The sequence below is a fragment of the Paraflavitalea sp. CAU 1676 genome (assembly GCF_029223285.1).
GTDB lineage: Bacteria > Bacteroidota > Bacteroidia > Chitinophagales > Chitinophagaceae > Paraflavitalea.
Window position 1 is genome coordinate 316,979 of sequence record NZ_JARHUJ010000009.1, and the last position, 21,943, is coordinate 338,921.

A 21,943-nucleotide genomic window follows, 5' to 3' on the forward strand; every position below is an offset into this window, starting at 1 on the left:
TGGTACCTGCACATAACGAACGATTGCTATATGAAAGAACAAACACCAAACTGCTTTTATATTTAAACTAACGATTATGCGATTTTGCCTCCCCATGCTCATGGCCATCCTGGTCATGTGCACCCAAGCCTACGCCCAAAACATTTCCATCCGGGGCATTGTTACCGACGAAGCAAAGAAACCCATGACAGGGGTCAGCGTCCAGGTAAAAGGATCTACCAATGGAACCAGTACCAGGACCGATGGGTCCTTTGCAGTGAACATAACCGGCTCCAACGCCATCCTCATCATCACCCATTCCGGCTATGCCAGGAAAGAAGTACCGGTATCATCCAACAATCCACTGGTGCAAATTTCCCTGCAGCCCATCGCCGAAAACATGGATGAGGTCGTGGTCATATCAGCCCTCGGTCTCACCCGGAAAGCAAAATCAGTAACCTATTCATCCCAAAGCGTCGATGCCGATCGCCTTACAGAAGCGCGCGATGTGAATATCGTAAACGGACTGATGGGGAAAGTAGCCGGCCTGCAGGTAACCACCACCGGGCAGCCGGGTTCTTCCAGCAGGGTCGTCATTCGGGGCGAAGGCTCCATTACGGGCAACAACCAGCCACTCTGGGTGGTCGATGGCGTACCCATCGCCAACAGCATCTCGGAGAGGAACGGCCTTGACTATGGCAATACAGCAGCCGACCTCAATCCCGACGACATAGAATCCATCGAAGTGCTCAAGGGGCCCAACGCCGCAGCGCTTTATGGTTCCATGGCTGCCAACGGCGCCATCCTCGTTACCACCAAAAAAGGAAAACCCGGCGATAAGAGTCTCGGCATATCCGTCAATCAAAACATGATGTGGTATACTATCACCGAGTTTCCCGCCTATCAGAATATATATGGAGAGGGAGGCGGAGGTCGCCTCGTTGGTGGAGCCAACCAGCTCTTCCCCGGCACAGGCGCCATCAACATGGGCACCAACGAAAGAAGCTGGGGCGCTCCCATGCTCGGCCAGCCTTACAACGATTTCTCGGGCAAGCCGCTGCCGGGGGGATATAGTCCGCAACCCGGCAATGTCACCGACTTCTATAAATCAAGTCTCACCAATACCTCCAACATCGCCATCAGCAAGTCCGATGCAGTCTCTTCCTTCAGGCTCTCTTATACTTACACCAAAAGCGATGACGTATTGCAAAACCAGAACATGCGCAACAAGCATAACCTGAACCTGTATGCAACACGTAAGCTCGGCAATAAAGTAACGATCGATGCGCGCTTGCTCTACACGATGGATGACATGAAGAACCGCACCTATCGCAACCTCAATCCCTCCAGTCCCATGGCAGCCTACGTGTACCTCGCCCGCAGCGCCAACCTGTCGGCCTTCACGCCCTGGAAAGATGCGAATGGCAATGCACCCGGACTCGCCGCCTTCGGTAATACCGAAAATCCTTACTGGATGCTCTATGAGAACGAGAACAGGGACTCTCGCAACCGCTATATCGGTGGCGTAACTACCACCATCGAACTGGCTAAAGGATTGCGTCTCCGTGGACAGGCAACCGGCGATATCGGCACCTTCTCAGGATACGAATACCGCGAGCTTGGTTCCCTGAAACTAAAAGATGGCTTCTTCTCCAACCGCATGCAGGATGAGCGCAACTGGAACTTCGAAGCCATGCTCCAGTTCAATAAAAAGGTAGGAGAAGATTTCTCGGTCACCGCCAATGCAGCCACCAACCTCGCCACCTTCAATTCGGTGATCCGCGAAGCCTGGATTGATAAGCTGCTCGTCCATGATAAACCCAGTATCCTTAATGCCAACACAACCCCCAAAGCATCCGAAGGCATTATGAAGCGGCAGATCGGTTCAGTGTATGGCAACGCAACCATTGGCTTCCGCGACCTCATTTACTTCGACGCTACCGCGCGTGCCGATAAATCATCCACCTTGCCCAAAGGAAGTAATACCTATTTCTATCCCTCAGTAGGGCTTAGCTTCATATTTAGTCAGCTGCTCAAGAACAAAGACATCATCAGTTATGGTAAACTGCGCGGCTCCTGGGCCAAAGTGGGTAACTCCGCACCACCCAACTTCCTTACCACCAACTGGTCCAACGCTGGCCTCTTCCTCGGCAACCCTACTTTCAATTATTCAACTCGTCTCAATAATTTCACCCTCAAGCCCGAGCAAACAATTTCCAGGGAGATTGGTCTTGAGCTGGGCTTGTTTAAACAGCGTGTAAACTTAACCGCCACCATTTACCAATCCAACAGTACCAACCAGATCATAACAGCCAACACACCCAACGAAACGGGCTTTCAATCAAGGGTGGTCAATGCCGGCGAAATGCGTAACAAAGGCATCGAGCTCACCGCCAGTGTTAACGTGATCAGGAAAAAGAACTTCAGCTGGGACCTGCGGGCCAACTGGTCTAAAAATGATAACCTCGTCATGTCGTTGGTAGATGGCGTACCCACACTCAGTCTCGGCAACAACCTCGGGGCAACCGTGAGTGCTGTAGTTGGCAAGCCCTATGGCGTAATCACCGGTACTACTCCCTACTACATTGGCGATACCATCCTCGTGCAGGCCAACGGACGCCTCTATCCCGATGTTAATAAGTATGTGGGTGTCTATCGTCCTGATTGGTTGGGTTCCATCGGATCTACCATGCGGTACAAAGCCTTCGATCTCTCCTTCCTCTTTAATGTGAAATGGGGTGGTAGCCTCTATTCAGCATCCTATGGCCGCGCCAACGGTCAGGGCAATACCATCGAATCGCTCGAGGGGCGCGAAGAATGGTTCTTCAGTAATTTCATCCTGGGTGAAAATGGCGATGAGCGTATGGGCATCGGCCAGCAGGTAGGTACGGTACGCGTGCCTTATGCCGATGGCCGGCAGAAGGGTCGCAGGTACGCGCTTTCTTATTTCCCACTGTTGGATGCTAATGGCAATGCTGTGTTGGATAAGAACGGCCGTATGACCCCAGGCAAACCCAACACCGTCTGGGCCGAACCGCAGCTGCTTGCCGGCGACTATACCCTCAATAATGTAAACTCCATCACCTACGATGCCAGCGCCATTCGCCTTACCGAACTGGTGATCGGCTATACTGTTCCGAATAAGGTATTTAAGAATGGCTTTGTAAAAGGCGTGCGCGCCGCCATGGTAGGGCGCAACCTCTGGCTCCTGTACCGCAATACGCCACGCGGCATCGATCCCGAATCGGCCAATACTTCAGGCAACGCCCAGGGCATAGAGTCAGGTGGTTCCTTCCCCTACGCACAGTATGGCTTTGATGTAAAAGTTAACTTCTAAAACGCCGCAACAATGAGAAAACTAATAATAGCGATAGCACTAGTCAGTACAATGTTGACCTGGAGTTCCTGCGCCAAGAACTTCGAAGACATGAACGTCGATCTCACCCAGTTCACCGAAGTAAGTCCCGAAGCTGCCCTCCAGGGATCATTCAAACGGCTCAACGATTTCATGGGCAATGCCAACTATTCCCGCTATTGGGATATGGCCAACCTCGTCAATGCCACCAGCCGTTACGGAGGCGAAGAAGGAGGCATGTGGCAGAATGCCTATGTATTTGTATTGGAACCTATCAATCAAATAAAGCTCACATTCGGAGCCGATCCCGGTTTCAACAACCGCATACAGATAGCCCGTATCTGGGAAGCATACACGTATTCCTACCTCGTAGCCACCTTCGGCCCCATACCGTGCTCCCAGGCCAACAACAGGGATTACCTCGCTACGGTGAAGTTCGATGATGAAGATTCGGTGTATGCTTTTATACTCAATACCCTCAAAGACGCGGCATCGAAGATCGATGTAGCCAAAACGCAGGACAGGCTCACCTACGATGCCATCTATGGTGCAAGCGCAACCTCCATCGTGAACTGGAAGAAGTTCGCCAATACCCTGCGGTTAAAGATTGCGCTGCGTTGTAGCAAGAACCTGCCACAGTTGGCTGAGCAGCACGCCCGTGAGGTAATGAGCGATGAAGCCAATACCATCATCGCCGAAAGCGAAACCACCAAAATGCTCTACGAAAATGTTATAGGCAATGAAAATCCACACTTCCTGCGCTTCAAACGCAACTCCTATACCCTCGACCCACCCACGCTGAACGATTACCTGTTTGTAAACTTCCGTTCCTATAAAGATCCCCGGCTCGACGCCTACTACGATTCAGTACCACTCGCCAACGCTGCCGATCGCTACCTCCTGCGCGATACCATGCCCAGCCGCAACGACGATTCTCTGCGGGTGGTCGATTACAGGATACCGCACTTTGGCCGTCCCAAATCACCGGCAAAATTACCGGGCTGGTCGGCCCTCAACGGATTGATCGATCCCCTTGGCCAAAACGTGAAGATCACCAGCTATTCCCGGCTTAAAGGCTATGGGTGGACGCAGCAGGCCAGCGGCGAAGGATTGACCGCCCCCGACAGGCCATTCATCATCCTCTCTTACGCAGAGTCTCAGTTGTTGAAAGCCGAAGCCGCAGCCCTCGGATTTGGAGGCTCCAAAACGGCTGAACAATACTACAATGAAGGTATCGATGCCAACTTCGCCTACTGGAAGATCAGCAATGCACAACGCGATGCCTACAAACAAAGAGATGGCATCAAATGGGGCACCGCTGGCATAGGCTTCATCGACTATGTAAGCATCGTAAAAGCAGATATACCCGCCGACCCCTTATCCAAGATCTACATACAGCAATGGATCAACTATTTCCCCGACCAGGCCTTTGATGTATGGTGCCTGCAGCGCAGAACACGCACCTTCGATTTCTCGCCCCACACCAATCCGGGCAGTGGAGTAGTGGCCACCCCCTGGATGGAAATACCCATGCGCGCCAGCTATCCCACCAATGTCATCAACCTCAACCCTGATGGTTACCAGGATGGCTTGCAAAAGCTCGGTGGCCTGCAGAACGACATCAACCCGCTCATACCATTGAAGTTTACGAAGGCGCATGAGTCGAAGAACTGGAACAACGTGCCGGTAGCCTACAGTACCCGCTACATGCAAAAATGGTACGGAGACTATGTCGAAGACCTCAAGACGGCTGGCATCACCTACACCCTGATCTCAACATTCAAACCCTGATTCAAATTGCTGCAAAAATGAAAAAGTACATTCAACATATAATAACACTGGCCATCCTGGCAAGCGTGGCCTATTCCTGTAAAAAGAACGATGGCCCCTCCGTAGATGATTACTTTCTCAATTATGAGATAAAAGAAATACCGGTTACGGCCGATTATACGGTAGGCACATTCTACTATTCCTTCGGCGCCTTCAATGCCAATATCAAGGAAATGCCCACCGTTGGTAAATATGCATCACCCAATGGGAACATACCGGTCGATATCATGAAGAAACACATCGACACGGCCAGTACCGGCGGACTTGATTACTTTGTATTCCAGGTGCGCTCCGTAAGCCGCGACCTCAACAACTTCCGGTTCGATTCAGTCCTCGTGCGCCGTTTCCTCGAAGCCAACACCGAAAACAAGATGAAGTTTGCGCTGGCTTACAATTTCTCACCAGGCAGTTACAGCCTCAGCGCTACCAATATGCTCGATACTGCTGCCGCCCGACTCGATCAGTGGTGTAAAGATGTGGAGAAGTTCGCCACCTGGTTCCAGGATGCCAACTACATGAAGGTAAATGGCAAAATACTGCTCTACATCATGAATGCCCATCAGCTCTATACCATCGATGCTAAAGTGGTATACAACAACCTGCGTACACGCCTCAAGTCCCTGGGCTTTGAGTTGTACATCGGAGGCATGCAAGATCGTTGGACACCTCCCGCCCGCTACATCTTCCGTTACCGCGGCGGTGTAGATGCCATCTTCCATCAGTCGTACGTCTCTAACCTCAACCAGTACGATCGCTACTACCTGTTGCCACAGATGATGGATCAAAACTGGCAGTACTCCCGCAAATACTTTAAAGACTCGGCGAGTATTGATTATATCCCAACCATCAGCCCCGCCTACAATGGTACCATTACCAACCCGGCCAATACCAACCCCATCGTGGGGCGCACCGATAATGGCGACATGTATAAGAAACTCTGCAACGTAGCCAAGATGAATGCCAGCGAAAACACACGGCTCATATTGATCGATTCATGGAATAAGTGGGATGAAGACCTGCAGCTCGAACCTGCACAGAGCTATGGCAAACGCTACCTGGAATTAACCCGTTCACAATTCAAGAAATAATCACAAGTACCCGGATGATCACAATAAAAAGAAACCGTACCTGGTGGCAGGCCTGCCTGATGCTCCTTTTAAGCACACAGGTAAGGGCACAACAATCCAATCTCAGTTACATCGATCCTGCAATTGGCAACGTGGGTACCTTGTTGCAGCCAACAAGGCCCACAGTTCAATTGCCCAACCAGATCATGCGCATGCACCCCATCAGGGCCGATCACCTCGACGATCAGATCAGCAGTTTTCCCATGCTCGTCGTATCTCATCGCCTCGGTGAGGCATTTTCCATCAAACCATGGAGCCGCCCGCTAACGGTAGACAGTTGGAAGGAAAGGCTTACCTACGATCACGACCTCGAAGTAACACGTCCCTGGTATTATACCACCTACCTTGTCGATGAAGAGATCAGGGTGGAATTTGCGCCCGGTAAAAAGGCGGGCATCTTCCGCTTTGAGTTTCCCCGACAGGCAACACAAAAAGCCTTGCTGCTCGATCGGTTTAACAAGGGAGCAGGAGGGTGGCAACTCATCGATGGTAACAAGATACAGGCAACAGAAACTTATCACGACGATATTACTATTTACCTCTATGGAGAGTTGAGCCAAAGCGGCCGGGCACAAACAATCGTAAGCAGTCAGTTAGGTCCGGTGCCGGCCGCGGCCACCTCCCCGGGTAAAACAGCCATTCAGTTTTCCGGCGCCGCCAGCAATAAAGTAGAGTTGAGATATGCGGTATCATTCGTAAGTGCCGAACAGGCGAAGAAGAATTACCAACAGGAACTAAGCAACACCAGCTTCGAACAATTGAAAGCGGCCGGCGAAAAATCCTGGGCAAGCGTCATTAACCAGATACAGGTGCAGGGCGGCACACCCGCACAGCGGAGAACCTTCTATTCAGCCCTCTATCGTTGCTACGAACGCATGGTCGATATCACCGAAGGCAATCAATATTACAGCGGCTACGATAAACAGGTGCACACCACACAGCGTCCCTTTTATGTCGACGACTGGTCGTGGGATACCTACCTCGCACACCATCCCCTGCGTACCATCCTGAATCCTGCACAGGAAGAAGACATGCTCAACTCATACGTGCACATGTACAACCAAAGCGGGTGGATGCCCACCTTCCCCGTGTTGTTTGGTGACCACGCCTGCATGAATGGCTTTCACTCCTCCATCACCTTTCTCGATGCCTATCGCAAGGGACTTCGAAACTTCGATATACCCAAAGCATACGAAGGCATGCGAAAGAACGCCACCGAAGCCTCCCTCGTACCCTGGCGCAACGGCCCTAAGTGTGAGCTCGATGATGTTTACCACACCAAAGGCTATTTCCCCGCGCTCCATCCCGGCGAAAAAGAAACGGTAGCAATAGTACATCCATTCGAGAAAAGGCAGGCCGTTGCCGTAACACTGGGCGCAGCCTACGACGATTGGGCAGTAGGAGAGATGGCCAAAGAACTCGGTAAAAACGATGATCACCAGCTATTCAATGCGCGCGGCAACAATTACAAAAACCTGTGGAGCGAAAAAGAGCAACTCTTCATGCCCAAAGATTCAGCTGGTAATTGGGTCAACATCAACCCCAAGATCGATGGAGGAAAAGGAGGCAGAGACTATTATGATGAGAACAATGGGTGGACCTACCTATGGCAGGTTCAGCACGATGTGGAAGGATTGAAGAAGCTGCTGGGAGGCACGGCAGCCTTCGAACAAAAGCTGGATCAACTATTCCGCGAAAACCTCGGTAGCAGCCGTTATGTGTTTTGGTACAGCTTTCCCGATGCAACCGGCAATGTGGGTCAGTATTCTATGGGCAACGAACCCAGCTTTCACATTCCCTACCTGTACAATTACACGCAAAGCCCCTGGAAAACGCAGAAGCGCATTCGCTTCCTGCTCGATACCTGGTTTAAGGACAATATCTTCGGCATACCGGGTGATGAAGATGGCGGCGGCATGACGGCCTTCGTAGTCTTTTCATCCATGGGCTTTTATCCCGTAACACCCGGATTGCCCGTGTATACCATCGGCAGCCCGCTGTTCGAAAGAACGACCATCAACCTGAAAAATGGGAAAAAGTTTACACTCATCGCCAATAAAGCATCCACTGTCAATAAGTATATACAACAAGCAAAGCTCGATGGAAAATCGCTCGATACACCCTGGTTTACACATAAGCAATTAATGGCCGGCGGAACCCTTGAGCTCGAAATGGGCCCGCTGCCCAACAAAAAATGGGGCATCACAACACAACAAGGGTTTTGACACCATCATGAACGGCCGGCAGCAACCATACCCGCAAGTTGATAATTGTAGTAAATTCGGGAACACCGAATTCTTCACTACTCAACCTGCTAATATGCCAACGATTGCAAGCCGGTTCCGTACTGCCGTATGGATGCTGCTGACCATGACAGCCACGGGCACCCTTTCATCGCAAAACAAAAAGGAGACCAAAGAGAACGATTGGCCATTGGGAACCTTCGTCAGGCCTGCTGGCGTTAATCCGGTCATCTCCCCCGATTCCAATTCGCGGTTCAACTGTCCTATGAACAAGCGCTCGGTCGATTGGGAATCCAACGATACCTTCAATCCGGCAGCCATCGCCAAAGACGGAAAGCTGTATGTCCTGTATCGGGCAGAAGATAAATACGGAGTAGGCATCGGATTTCGTACATCCCGCATCGGATTGGCATCCAGCAGTGACGGCCTCACATTTACCCGTCGACCGGCTCCCGTATTATACCCGGCGGAAGATAGCCAGAAAGAAATGGAATGGCCCGGAGGCTGCGAAGATCCCCGCATTGCCGTAACGGAAGAGGGTACCTACGTTATCCTCTACACGCAATGGAATCGGAAAGTGCCACGCATCGGAGTGGCTACCTCACGCGATCTGGTCAGCTGGACCAAACATGGCCCGGCTTTCAAAAAAGCCCATGGTGGCAGGTTCTTTGAAATGCCCACCAAGTCTGCATCTATAGTAACAACCTTAAAGAATGGAAAACTTGTCATTGCGAAGATTAATGGCAAGTACCAGATGTATTGGGGCGAGCAACAGGTCAGCATGGCCACCTCCACCGATCTCATCAATTGGGAGCCTGTACTCGATGAAAGCGGCAACCTGAAAGCAGTCATCAAAACCAGGAAAGGCTATTTCGATAGCGACCTCACCGAATGCGGACCACCCGCCCTGCTTACCGAAAAAGGGATACTGCTCTTATACAATGGAAAGAATAGCGCCGGCGCCAATGGCGATCAGCGATACACCCCCAATAGTTATTGTGCCGGCCGCGTGCTGATGGATCCCAGCGATCCTTTTAAAGTGATCGCCCGGGCTGATGAACCTTTTCTGGTTCCTTCCGAGAGTTTCGAAAAGAGTGGACAATATCCTGCCGGTACAGTGTTCATTGAGGGGCTCGTCTATTTCAACAACAAATGGTTTCTCTATTACGGCTGTGCCGATTCCCGGGTAGCGGTCGCTGTATATGATCCGGCAGCCCCCCGGCCCAATCAATGATCTCAATAACATGATGAAGTATAAATCGACAATACGCAAAACGATCTTTGGTATATTATTCATAAGTGCGATCGGCCAGGCAATGGCCCAGTCCTATACGCAATATGTCTATCCGCTCATTGGATCCGGTGGTCATGGTCACGTATTCGTAGGGGCCAGTGTACCTTTCGGAGCCATCCAGCCCGGACCTAATAATTTCTATAAAGGATGGGATTGGTGTTCCGGATACAATTACGGCGATAGCGTATTGATCGGCTTCTCCCAAACCCACCTCAGCGGCACAGGCATTGGCGACCTTGCCGATGTACTCATGATGCCTTTCACCGGTGCCATTAAAACCGACAAGGGAAAAGAAAAAGAACCCGGTAGCGGTTATGCTTCCCGGTACAGGCATAGCACCGAAAAGGTGCGCCCGGGCTATTACACCGTACAGCTCGACGACTACAACGTTAAGGTCGAACTCACCGCCACTGAACATGTTGCCTTTCACCAATACCATTTTCCCGCAGGTTCTAACGGTCATGTTATCATCGATCTCAAAGAAGGGATCAATGATCAAACGACAGATAGTTATATCAGGAAAATAGACGAGTACACACTGGTAGGTCGTCGTTTTTCCAAAGGATGGGCCAAAGACCAATGGCTGTATTTTGCCATACGGTCTGCCATTCCTTTAAAGCAGTTCAGCGTATACGACAATGCACAACTCCTGCAATCCGATAGTGCAACAGGAAAAGCCATCAAAGGACTCATCAGTTTCGATAAGGCGCCTACTACACTTCAGTTGAAAGTAAGTATATCACCGGTCAGCGCCGAAAACGCATTGGCCAATATCACGGCAGAGCTGCCGCATTGGAACTTTCAACAGGTGGTAAAACAGGCCGATAGCAAATGGAACAGCGAGCTGGCCCGCATCCAAATACAAACCAATAGCCTCAGGGATAGGAAGATATTCTATACGGCCCTCTTTCATACCATGATCAATCCATCCCTGTTCAATGATCACGATGGAGCATACCGGGGTGCCGATAAGAAGGTGTACACCAAACCGGCATTTCAAAACTACTCGGTCTTCTCCCTGTGGGATACCTATCGGGCTACCAATCCCTTGTTTACAATCACCCATCCGCATCGGGTAAGCGATATGGTAAACAGCATGATCGCCATACATCAGCAACAGGGGCGCCTGCCCATCTGGCACCTCATGGGCAACGAAACCGGTACCATGGTAGGCATCAGCAGCCTGCAGGTAATAGCAGAAGCATACCTCAAAGGGATTCGTGGGTACGATGTCGATAAGATGTACGAAGCCATCAGGGCCACAGCCATGTCCGACTCGCTCGGCATGAAATATGTAAAGAACCTGGAAGCCATCCCTTCCGATAAGTCGTCGCGCGCCGTAGCAAGGGCATTGGAGTATTGCATCAGCGATGCCTCGATAGCCCTGCTCGCGAAGGCGCTCAACAAACAGGATGATTACGAATACTTTTCCAAAAGGTCGCAGAACTATCGCCTGTATTATGACCCTGCCTTCCAATTCTTCAAAGGCCGCCTGTCAGACGGAACCTGGAAACCCGCCTTCGATGCCGTTAAAAGTTACAAGCCCTGGGCCGATGACTATGCCGAAGGCAATGCCTGGCAATACCTTTGGCTCGCTCCGCACGATGTAGATGGGCTGCAACAATTGTTGGGTGGCCGCGAAACATTCATCAAAAGGCTTGATACCTTCTTTACCCTTGTGCCTCCCCACGATCCCAATGCCCTGGTCGATCTCACGGGGCTCATGGGGCAGTATGCACACGGCAACGAACCCAGCCATCATATCACCTACCTATACACCATGGTGGGGCAACCACACAAAACAGCCGAAAAAGTGCGCTACATCATGAAAGAAATGTACCACGACCAACCCGACGGGATCATCGGCAATGAAGACTGCGGACAAATGTCGGCCTGGTACATCTTCTCATCATTAGGCTTCTATCCGGTATATCCTGCCTCAGGGAAATATGTTTTTGGCAGTCCGTTGTTCAATAAGGCAACGATCAGCCTGCCGGGTGGAAAGAAGTTTAGTGTAGAAACAAGTAACAATACCCCGGAGAATATCTACATCCAAAGCATTACCTGGAACGGGAAGCCATATACACATACATGGTTTCAACACAGTGACCTGCTCAAAGGGGGAGTGCTCAAAATAATTATGGGTAATAAACCATCCACGCAGTGGGGGCAATGAAGGTAAAGCGTGACATAAAACAATTACCTTAGCAAATGCACCAAGCCTCAAAGATCATGTACCGTCACATTATTGCTATTTGCCTGGCTGTAGCCTCCTTCGCAGCGCCGGTCCGTACCATCGCCAACACGATCGATACCACCCGAAAGGATCAATACACCAACGCAGTAATACCCGGCGACTTTGCCGATCCTTCTATCATTAAAGTGGGCAATACTTACTATGCAACAGGTACATCGTCCGAATGGGCGCCGCATTTCCCCTTGTTTACCTCCGCCGATCTGGTCAACTGGAAACAGGTAGGGTATGTGTTTAATAAAACGCCTGCCTGGACAGTAGGATCCTTTTGGGCGCCGGAACTCTATTACCACAACAACACATTCTACGTGTACTATGTGGCAAGGAGAAAAAGCGATAACCAGTCCTTTATCGGCGTGGCCACCACCAAAGATCCTTTGAAAGGTTTCACCGATCATGGTATCATCATCGAACACGGAAAAGAAGCTATCGATGCCCATGTGCTCAATGACAACGGTACACTCTACCTCACGTTCAAAGCCTATGGGCTCGAAAAGCGCCCCATCGAAATACTCGGTTGTAAGCTCACGCCCGACGGTCTGAAAAGAGACAGTGATTATTTTATGCTCCTGCGCGATGAACCACGTAAAGGGATGGAAGGCCAGGTACTCATGAAATGGAACAACCATTATTACCTGTTCTATTCGGCAGGTGGTTGCTGTGGACTCCGTTGCGATTACAACGTACGCGTGGCAAGGGCGTCAACGATAGAAGGTCCTTATACCAACTTCGAAGAGAATCCCATACTGGCCGAAAATGAAACCTGGAAATGCCCCGGTCACGGAACATTTGTAGAAGTAGCGCCCAATAAATATTTTTACCTCTACCATGCTTACAGCAAAAAGGACGATGTGTTCACTGGTCGTCAGGGCATGCTCGACGAGCTCAACTGGAAAGAATACACCGGCTGGCCCTACTTCACGCAGGGCAAATCGCCATCAGTTACCAACAAGCTGCCCAATTTTGCCAAATCACAAAAACTCAACAGCAACATTCACGACGATTTCAATACAGCAAAGCTGGCCCTCTACTGGCAATGGGATTTCAGGCACACAAGTCCCATATTGAATACACAAAAGGGCACGCTTTACCTGGCTGGCAATACCACCGCCAACAATCCAACGGGCACAGCGCTCACCGTTCGTCCGGTATCCGGCAATTATGAGCTGAATACCGAAGTGGTCAACAAAAATGCTTCCTTAAAAGGGGTCACGCTATATGGAGATGCCAATCAGGCCGTAGGTATCGGCATAGCAGGCGATACCGTACAACTCTGGGAAGTGAAAGACAATAAAAGAAAAATACTGTCACATCAGATAGTTTTACAATCCCCGGTACGCCTGCGGATGCAGGTAGAAAAGGGATATCAGCTTCGCTTTTATTGGTCTGCAGAAAAGGATCAATGGAACGAACTCAAAGCCGGCGATCAATTGTATTATGATGGCCGCCATCTGCCACCCTGGGATCGTAGCCCACGCCCCGGTATCCTGCAATATGGAGATGCAAATGCACCCGCTGCCTTCTCCTGGTTCAACATCACTTACAAGAAATAAGCCGCACAAGATCACCTTACTAATAGAAAAGTTTCATCTTTCTTCCTGGTTAAGCCTTAATTAATGCTCCTGTTAAGCCTGGCAGGCTTAATTGCACATTGCCATTTTGAAAAGGCGTTCAACCCATGAAGAAAAACGAGATCTTGAAGAAGCTGGTCCTGGCATTCCTGGTCATGCCACCGCTCCTTACCCTTGCACAACGAACGGAATACAAGCAACCATTTGCTCCCTCGGAGGTCTATGTAAAACCAGTCGAAAAAAACTATCGTCAGGAGATATGCCTCAACGGGCACTGGCAATTTCAGCCGGCCAGCTTGCCGGTTGGTTTTAGAGAGGGCGTCGATCCTGTACCCGCCCTACCGGCAGTTACCGCCAATTGGGAAAGCATTCCCATTCGAATACCCTCACCCTGGAATGTCAACAGCTTTGCTGATAAGGATGGACTCGGGGGCGACTTCCGCACCTATCCCAGTTATCCTGCAGCCTGGGAGAAATACAAAATGGGATGGCTCAAAAAGAAATTCAGTGTGCCAGCCAATTGGAAAGGTCAGCGTATTCAGCTGCATTTCGAAGCAGTAGCAGGCGAAGCGGAGATCGTCGTGAATGGCAAAACGGTAGGCAGCCACTTCGGAATATTTCTTCCATTCAATGTTGATATAACCGAAGCAATAATACCAGGCAGCGAAAATGAATTACTGATAGGCATTCGGAAGCCTTCACTCTTCGATAAGCGCAGCGATTACGGCAGGCGTACGTACCAGGCCGGGTCTTTCTGGGGGCAGCACATCGTTGGCATCTGGCAGGATGTTTATGTCCTGGCACTATCGCCCGTACATGTGTCCGATGTGTATGTCAACCCGCGTCTCGCCGCCGATAAACTGGAAGCAACCGTCACGCTTACTAATAATACCGATCAGGAAGCCAACCTAACCCTCACAGCAAAAGCATTCCCTTGGTTGAAAGCAACCAACAATATATCATCCACAGCCTCTCTGTCTATGCAGTCCGTCACGGTTAAAGTGCCAGCCTATGCGCAGGCCACCGCCGTCATCAGCGCTGAAGTAAAAGGCCGGCTGAAGTATTGGTCGCCCGAGTCGCCCAACCTGTACGGACTGGTGGTGCAGGCCAGCGCCAATGGTAAACCGATCGATCAGAAATACACCCGCTTCGGTTGGCGCCAGCTCACGTTGGAGGGCGAAAACGTAATGCTCAACGGAAAAGAGATCGTTATGCGGGGCGACTCCTGGCATTTCCTCGGCATACCGCAAATGACACGCCGGTACGCCACAGCCTGGTACAAAGCCATGCGCGATGCAAAGCTGAATGCAGTACGTCTGCATGCGCAACCCTATCCATCCTTTTACCTCGATGTGGCCGATGAAATGGGAATACTCGTGTTGGATGAAACAGCCGTATGGGCCAGCGACGGCGGTACCAAATTGAATGATCCTGCCTATTGGCAGGATAGCCGCACGCACCTCGCCGAACTCATCCTGCGCGATCGCAACCACCCCAGTGTATTTGGTTGGAGTGTATCCAATGAAGTAATGCCCATCGTAAGGGGCGTCATGCGCAATCCGCGGGGCATGAAAGATACCCTGGTGAAATATTACGGAATATGGGCCGGCATCTGCCGCGAACTCGATCCCAGCCGTCAATGGGTCTCCGCCGATGGAGAAGATGATGGTGAAGGAAACCTGCCAACATACATCGTTCATTACGGAGGATTCGATGCCATGAACCGTGCCCGCAAAACCGGGAAGCCCTGGGGTGTTGGCGAAGCGGGTAGCGCTTACTATGGAACACCCGAGCAGGTAGCTGCCACCAATGGAGATCGTGCCTATGAGTCTTTTCTCGGTCGCATGGAAGGGGTGGCCGCGTCCTCCTACCAATCACTTCGTGCGCAAAAGGAGCGCAAGGGCATCTACCAAAGTGTGTTCAATATGGTGTGGTATGGCCTCAGGCCACAGCCATTTGGTATGACAGATAAAGCAAAAGCGCCCACCCTGCAGGATGGAATACATTTTACTTATTTTAAGGAGGGGCAACCCGGCGTACAACCCGAAAGGCTAGGCCCCTACAGCTCTACCCTCAATCCTGGCTATGATTCTAAACTACCTGTATACACGACCTGGCCCTTATTCGATGCTATCCGCGATGCGGGCGAAGAACAGGAAATAAAGAAGTGGACAACCGCTAAACCTGAAGCTCCCGTGCTGCCCTCGATAACACCCGCAAAAACAGTACAGGTATTAGCTGGCCCCGGAGGTACATTGGCCGCTGAGCTCAAGCAAACCGGTGTGTTGTTTACAAAAGGATCCAGCACGACGCCCGATCTCCTGTTCATCGATGGAGCGCATCCGCCGGCCGCCGAAACCAAAGCCTTAGTTGAAAATGTTACATCAAAAGGAGGTACTGTAGTAATATGGGGCGTTGATCAAAACAAACAGGAAGCCCTCAATCATTTGTTGCCTGCCCCTGTCAGCATTACCAATCGTGTCTCAACATCCCTGGTGAAGCCAAACAAAAGATCACAACTACCATCGGCCTCAAACGGTCTTGATGGCATCGTAGCAGGTATATCCCTCGCCGATCTGTACTTTTCCGAATTGCGCCCGGCCGAGATCACTACACAGGGGCTCGAAGGCCCCATCGTAAAGCAAAGCCGTGTATTGCTTGCTGCCTGCGAAACAGACTGGTTGAAATGGAATAAACAACCCGAATACGCCAAAACAGGCATGATAGCCCGCTCCGAAGCGGAAGCCAAACCGGCAGGGGCCGTGCTCATCGCCACACCAATGAACAAGGGACGCTTGCTGCTAACCACCCTGCCCGCAGCGCCCCGCCTGGCGAAAGCGGAGAAAACAATACGCATGATACTGGCCAACCTCGGTGCGCCGCTGGGTACAGGCAGCGATGCAGGCAAGCCATTGCTCAAAGGAGGCACGATCGTTCGCACGCTGATGGCTGGAGCTTATCCTGTCAACACGTTGCAGGAAGCAGCCAACACAAATTTTATCGACCCCACCAATTGCGAAACCATTAAGCAGTCTTCGAGTCAGCATGGAAAGACCTGGAATCTCTTGTATGAAGAGAGTGGTCTGGTCGATTTCACCAAAGCCAAACTCGACGGACCCAAAAACAATGCAGTGGCTTACCTCAGCTTTTGGGTGTCTAGTCCGCGGGCGTTGGACGATCTCCTGATCGAGCCCAACATACCCGTCGTCGATTTGGAAGTAGCGGCCGACGATGCCGTGCAGGTTTGGCTCAACGGAAAGCAGATCATCAACAATATCCGCACCGGCGATCTCGACAACGGAAAAGCAAAAGCGGAAGCACTCAAGCTGCACCAGGGCTGGAATCATTTCCTGATAAAAGTGATACAGCTTGGAGGGGAATGGAAGTTTGCCGGCAGGCTCAGCTGCAATCAACCCGACTTCCTGGCCGAACTCGAGTCCGCCCTGCAAAAACCATAGTCTCCAACAAAACAACACAATAGAAAAGGCGGATAAGCAATTATCCGCCTTTTTACATTTGTAGATAACTCCCGTAATTCGTGGCTATCGTTTCAATAACTCCGCAGCAGCTTAATTACGAACTAATACCGCATGCTATGGTGTATCCCACCACAACGGGGTCAGCAAACGATACTTCTCAGAGTTATCGCCAACCGCCTGCGGATTCCGGTTCTGCTCATTCGTTTCATACACCATGCCTCTTATCCACTGGTTCGGATTGCCAACATCGAAGATCACATTGTTGATATTGGCTGGCCTCCGCAACGAGGGACCATAAATCGCCGTACTGTAATCCATCCGCCGCATGTCCACCCAGGTTTCCGGGTTCAGGCACTGCGTAATGTATTTCTGCCGGAAGATATGGCTCAACCCCTGCGTCTGATTGTCAAAGTGAGCAGTCAGGCCATCTGCGTCCTGGGCAGTCCAGTAGGCGGCGATCTCAACAGCGCCAACACCCAGTTTGCGCATATTGGCACTCACGCCTTCGCGGTAAGCAGCCAAAGCATCTGCCTTGTTGCCCGAACGTAAGCTCGCTTCGGCCTGTATCAGCTTCACTTCCGAATAAGTAATGAAGGGGAACGGTGAGGTGACGTTCGTATAATAACCACTTTTGCTGAATGGGCCATAGTCGGCTTCATTGGTAAACGTACCACCGCCATCCATGCCGCCGGCCAGCCCTGCACCGGGTCGCAAGCCACGATATTGTCCATCAGAAGCCGCGGGTTTCATAATGCGGCTGATGCGGGGATCCTGGTAACTGGTTTCAGTAACCGGAAACTTGGTAAGGATGTTCACAAAGAACTGCGACCAGGTAAAGTACCGGGGGTTGGTAGCATCTGTAAAACCTCCCCAGCTCGCCCAGGGATTCTCATCCGTTTGCTGACCGCCCGCTAGGTAGGCAAACTGAGCATCCATACCATCCGCATTGAAACCATTCTGGCAGGCAGCCAGGATATTGGCCGCATTATAAAGGTTGCCCTTCTTAGATAGGTGATTCAGGTAGCGCGCCCGCAAACTGGAAGCAAACCGTTTCCATTTGTTCACATCGCCCTGATAGATGATATCACCGCCGCTATAGTTTAGCGGGGTTGTATTTGCACCATCGAATTTTAGAATGGCATCCGCCAGCAACGAATCTACATACGCATAAGCCGATTGCTGATCTTCCATCTTGGGCAACAGGTTGATCTGCGCCTCCCCATCATAAAAGTCACGGGCAACGATAGAGCCGTACTGGTCGGCCAGCATGCCCAGGTTCAAAGCCAGCAATACCTGGCCGGCGCCGGCAAAATGAAGATTGTTTTCCTTCTTGCCCAGCACGATCAGGTCTGCGCTGTTGGGCATGGTGAACACATAAGCATTTTGCCAGAAGAAGTAACTGGCCGTAAAACGCCAGGTCTCTGCATTTCGGTTGGTGCCCGTCAATAGTTTTGTTACACCATATTGCGTAACGCCTGCAATCTCCCGTTCTCCCCGCCACATCGACGAGCCACTGGTGGTCGTGATGGCACCGATCAACCGGTTGTGGGCTGGCATCGTTGTGGGATTATTAGGATCCGTGTTCACGTCCAGGAATTTTTCGCACGAAGAGGCTGCCAGTAAGCCAACTCCTAAAAGGCTATATAGAAAAGCATATTTGATATTGTTCATGATGCAACGATTTAAAGAGTTATTTTCAAACTAATGTCCACACCGCGCGTAGCAGGTATGCCGAGGTTGTCAAAACCAAACGAGCCAGTACCGCCTACGCCGGCGCCACTGCCCGATACTTCAGGATCAACACCCGAATAATCGGTGATCAGTATCAGGTTGCGACCCGTTACGGAAACCTGTGCATTCGTGAAAGGCGTTCTTCCAAGCAGCTTCCGGGGGAAATTGTAGGTCAGTGTTGCATACCGCAGCCGGTACCAGCTGCCGTCTTCTACAAAATCATAACCGTGGAAGGGATAAATAGTCTGATAATAGTTCTGGTCAAGAAGTACGGATTGCGTATTCTTCGCGCCGGTCGATTCTATGATGCCATCAAAAACCATCGAGCTGCCGCGGTTAAGGGTCTTGGGACTCTGACCTGAGCGCACGAGATAGTTTTCTGTAGCATTATAGATGTCGCCGCCAATGCGCACATCCCACATAAACGCCAGCGAAAGGCTTTTATACGTAAAAGTATTCGTAATGCCACCCACCCAATCAGGGTTGCGGTCGCCGATGTTTTGGTAAGTACTTTGAACCTGAGGGTATCCGTTATTGGCCAACAACAATTGTCCCTTGGCATCGCGTTTCCAAACGTTGCCATTAATACCAAACAAACTTCCATAAAGGAAAGCCGCACCTTGAGCCACATTACCAGCAGCCCAGGCATCAGAAAGTTCAACCCGGTCGAGGCTTCCCGGCAACGACTCCACTGTTGCCGTATTCTTTGCCAGGTTCAGGTCGATCTGCCAGCTGAAATTAGTGTGCCTTATAGCAGTACCATTCACCATCAGCTCAACACCCTTGTTCCTGATTGAACCGCCATTCAGGTAAGCCAGGAAGGAGCCGGAAGAGGGTGGAGTACGGGTCGCCAGGATCTGATCGTCCGACAACGTGCGGTAATAGGTGAGATCAAAACCCAACCGGTTGTCCAGGAAACGAACCTCGCCACCCAGCTCAATGGAGTTGGTGAACTCAGGCCGCAAGGAAGGATTACCAAAGTAGTCGTTGGAGTTGAGGATAAAGCCGCGCGGGTTGATCGTAAAAGTATTGGTAACGTTCGATAGGGTAGTAGCCAGCACATGCGGAGGCGCATCTTTACCCACGCGTGCCCAGGAGGCCCGTATCTTGGCATAGGAGAAAGTTTTACCGGTAACCTTGGTACCCAGCTCTTCCAATAGATCGGTCACTACTATCGAAGTGCTCACCGCCGGATAAAAGAAGGAACGATTTGTTACAGGCAACGTCGATGACCAGTCATTACGGCCACGCACATTCACAAACACGATCCCTTTCCAGTCAGCACTGAAATCACCAAACACGCCAACGATGCGCCGCTTCTGGATGCTTTGCGAAATGGTACGGTCATTGGTGTTGGTATTGTTGATGCTGGGGAAAGTGGGGTTGATGAAGTTCCGGCCATACCAATACTCCGTTTGTGATCTATACACTTCTATGTTGTTGCCAAGGGTCAGGCTCAGGTTAAAATCATTGGCAATTGTATGCTTACCGGTCACCAGCAGGGTAGAAGTGGTGATCTGGCTGTTCCGGGTCGATTGAGAGATCGCCCCTTTTTCTTCCCCAATGATCTTGGTGCCCGCAGCACGGACGCTGCTGAAATTGTCGGTGTAATAATCGGTACCCAGTCGATAGGTAATGTTTAAGAACTTCCAGGGATCATAGATCGCATTGCCCACAAAAATGAAACGGTCCACGTCATCGGTGATCGGGTTGTTCTTGATACCCCAGTAAGGATTATCAGTGCCCACGATCGTACGTTGCGAACCATCCGGGTTCAGGTAGTTGCGCATGTCATCATTCTTGGGCCAGAAGATCACACCCAGCATGGTGCCGCCACCGCTGGTCGTGGTAGAGGAGGCTTCTGCAACGCCCTTACCTTGTAAAACATAACGCCGGTCAGTACGTGCATAGGTAGCGCCGCCGCCAACCCTGAACTTGTCGCTCAGCCGCGAGTCGGCCGATACTCTAAACGATTTGCGGGTAAAATCTGTTCCCTCCACAATGCCGTCCTGGTCGAAGTACGAACCGGAAGCGTAGAAGGTGGTACGATCGTTACCGCCGCTAAAAGAAACATCATGTCGCTGCGTAAAGCCGCTCTTGAAGAAATTGCCCAGGTTATCATAGATGGTTTCGCCCGAGTTGAATTGCGGTCCCCACGAGCCAATGGCAGCGGGGTCGTACACGCCTTGCTCACCTTGTTTATAGGTGCTTTGCATATCGGGCAGCTGGTTCACGTGATCGAAGGAAACGGTACCGGAATAGCTGATGGCCGATTTGCCGGCAGCGCCTTTTTTAGTAGTGATGATCACCGCACCCGAAGCGGCCCGCAACCCGTACAGGGCAGCTGCAGCAGGTCCTTTTAACACCGTTACACTTTGAACATCCTCCGGATTGAGGTCGATAGCTCTGTTGGAAGGGGGAGCCGATTGACCCACCAGGTTAGTGCCCTGCGTAACAGCTGTGCTATTATCCATCGGAATACCATCTATCACATATAGCGGCTGGTTATTACTGCTCAATGACGTACCGCCGCGGATCAGCATGATAGAGGAAGCCCCCGGCGCGCCACCGCTATTGGTGATCTGTACCCCAGCCACTTTACCTTGTAAAGCATTCACCAGGTTGGGCTGGTGCGATTCGGTGATGGCCTGCGCTTTTACTTCCTGTAAAGAATAGCCCAGCGATCGCTTTTGTTGCGTTACCCCAAAAGCTGTCACCACCACAGCTGCTTCGGTTTTCGTTTCGCTCGCTTTGAGTGAAAAGCTAATGGTTGCAACACCGCTGGCCCCTACGGTTACTGCTTTGGTTTGCGACTCGAATCCGATAAAGGAAACTTCCACGCTGTAGGAACCCGGCGAAAGCTGGCTATAAGTAAATTTGCCATCCTTATTGGTAACAGTTCCCCTGTTGCCGGGAGTTAAAACCGCAGAAGCACCTTCAATTGGCGCATTCTTGTCGTCGACAACCGTACCCTGAATGCTTTGTGCCGTAGCCACGGAGCCACCGGCCAGTAGGAGGATAATGGTCAAAAGAACATACTGTAGCAGCCTGTCAGGGCGCCATCTGGCATAAGCATGCCT

The 21,943-nt window shown here is 51.1% G+C and carries 10 protein-coding genes; 8 read left to right on the plus strand and 2 right to left on the minus strand.

Going from position 1 to position 21,943, the window contains the following annotated elements; translation table 11 throughout:
• Positions 1-76 precede the first annotated feature (76 nt).
• The 8 genes from P2H89_RS28350 (at position 77) to P2H89_RS28385 (ending at position 17,111) form a co-directional block, all read left to right on the plus strand.
• Positions 77-3,316 carry a SusC/RagA family TonB-linked outer membrane protein gene (locus tag P2H89_RS28350; protein ID WP_275833531.1) on the plus strand — a complete coding sequence of 1,080 codons (3,240 nt, stop codon included), beginning with the start codon at positions 77-79 and terminating at the stop codon, positions 3,314-3,316.
• Between the two features lie 12 nt (positions 3,317-3,328).
• Positions 3,329-5,125 (plus strand): SusD/RagB family nutrient-binding outer membrane lipoprotein, encoded by a 1,797-nt coding sequence (locus tag P2H89_RS28355; RefSeq protein ID WP_275833533.1) that lies wholly within the window; start codon positions 3,329-3,331, stop codon positions 5,123-5,125.
• Positions 5,126-5,142: 17 nt separating this feature from the next.
• On the plus strand, positions 5,143-6,252 hold the full coding sequence (locus P2H89_RS28360; RefSeq protein ID WP_275833535.1) for a glycoside hydrolase family 99-like domain-containing protein: 1,110 nt from the start codon (positions 5,143-5,145) through the stop codon (positions 6,250-6,252).
• 14 nt (positions 6,253-6,266) lie between these two features.
• Entirely contained in the window at positions 6,267-8,516 is a 2,250-nt protein-coding gene (locus P2H89_RS28365) for a GH92 family glycosyl hydrolase (protein ID WP_275833537.1), read from the plus strand.
• Positions 8,517-8,610: 94 nt separating this feature from the next.
• Positions 8,611-9,768: a glycoside hydrolase family 130 protein gene (locus P2H89_RS28370; RefSeq protein WP_275833539.1), complete on the plus strand. Its 1,158-nt coding sequence runs from the start codon at positions 8,611-8,613 to the stop codon at positions 9,766-9,768.
• A 10-nt stretch (positions 9,769-9,778) separates the two neighbouring features.
• On the plus strand, positions 9,779-12,004 hold the full coding sequence (locus tag P2H89_RS28375) for a GH92 family glycosyl hydrolase (protein WP_275833541.1): 2,226 nt from the start codon (positions 9,779-9,781) through the stop codon (positions 12,002-12,004).
• A 35-nt stretch (positions 12,005-12,039) separates the two neighbouring features.
• Positions 12,040-13,635 carry a glycoside hydrolase family 43 protein gene (locus P2H89_RS28380; protein WP_275833543.1) on the plus strand — a complete coding sequence of 532 codons (1,596 nt, stop codon included), beginning with the start codon at positions 12,040-12,042 and terminating at the stop codon, positions 13,633-13,635.
• Positions 13,636-13,760: 125 nt separating this feature from the next.
• A complete protein-coding gene (locus P2H89_RS28385; protein WP_275833545.1) occupies positions 13,761-17,111 on the plus strand; it encodes a sugar-binding domain-containing protein in 3,351 nt (1,116 codons plus the stop codon).
• Between the two features lie 135 nt (positions 17,112-17,246).
• Here P2H89_RS28385 and P2H89_RS28390 read toward each other — a convergent pair whose 3' ends face one another.
• Together P2H89_RS28390 and P2H89_RS28395 are read right to left on the minus strand one after the other, a co-directional pair.
• Positions 17,247-18,803 (minus strand): SusD/RagB family nutrient-binding outer membrane lipoprotein, encoded by a 1,557-nt coding sequence (locus tag P2H89_RS28390; protein ID WP_275833547.1) that lies wholly within the window; start codon positions 18,801-18,803, stop codon positions 17,247-17,249.
• An 11-nt stretch (positions 18,804-18,814) separates the two neighbouring features.
• Entirely contained in the window at positions 18,815-21,892 is a 3,078-nt protein-coding gene (locus tag P2H89_RS28395; RefSeq protein ID WP_275833549.1) for a SusC/RagA family TonB-linked outer membrane protein, read from the minus strand.
• Positions 21,893-21,943 lie beyond the last annotated feature (51 nt).